This is a genomic window from Massilia sp. CT11-108 (genome assembly GCF_047302915.1).
In the GTDB taxonomy this organism is placed as follows: domain Bacteria; phylum Pseudomonadota; class Gammaproteobacteria; order Burkholderiales; family Burkholderiaceae_D; genus Telluria; species Telluria orientalis.
The window spans coordinates 1-416 of the sequence record NZ_JBKYMO010001277.1 but is presented as its reverse complement, the minus strand read 5'-3'; the positions used below and the strand labels follow the sequence as shown (position 1 = coordinate 416).

The 416-nt window shown below is 69.0% G+C and carries 1 protein-coding gene; it reads right to left on the bottom strand.

The window, feature by feature from the left end; all coding sequences use genetic code 11:
* Window positions 1-416: calcium-binding protein (locus ACEN88_RS34390; protein WP_413346886.1), on the bottom strand; the 416-nt coding region annotated here is incomplete at both ends.

Genomic DNA, 416 nt, shown 5'->3' with positions numbered 1-416 from the left:
GTTGCCCCAGTTGTCGGTCGCGCTACCGGTCGCCAGGTTGACGATGACGCCCTTGCCCGTCGGCGCGATGGTGCCGTAGTCGTTGAAATAGGTGACGCGGTCGCGGTCGGCGCCGCCGTCGATCGTGTCGTTGCCGGCGCCGCCCGACAGTTGGTCCATGCCGAGGCCGCCCAGCAGGCTGTCGGCACCGTTGCCGCCGTCGAGCCAGTCGTTGCCGGCATCGCCGGTGATCGTGTCGTTGCCGTCGTCGCCGTTCAGGCTGTTGTCAGCCGCGTTGCCGGTCAGGACGTCGCCGTAGCGCGAGCCGGACACGTCCTCGATGCCGACGAGCTTGTCGACGTTGCCCCAGTTGTCGGTCGCGCTACCGGTCGCCAGGTTGACGATGACGCCCTTGCCCGTCGGCGCGATGGTGCCGT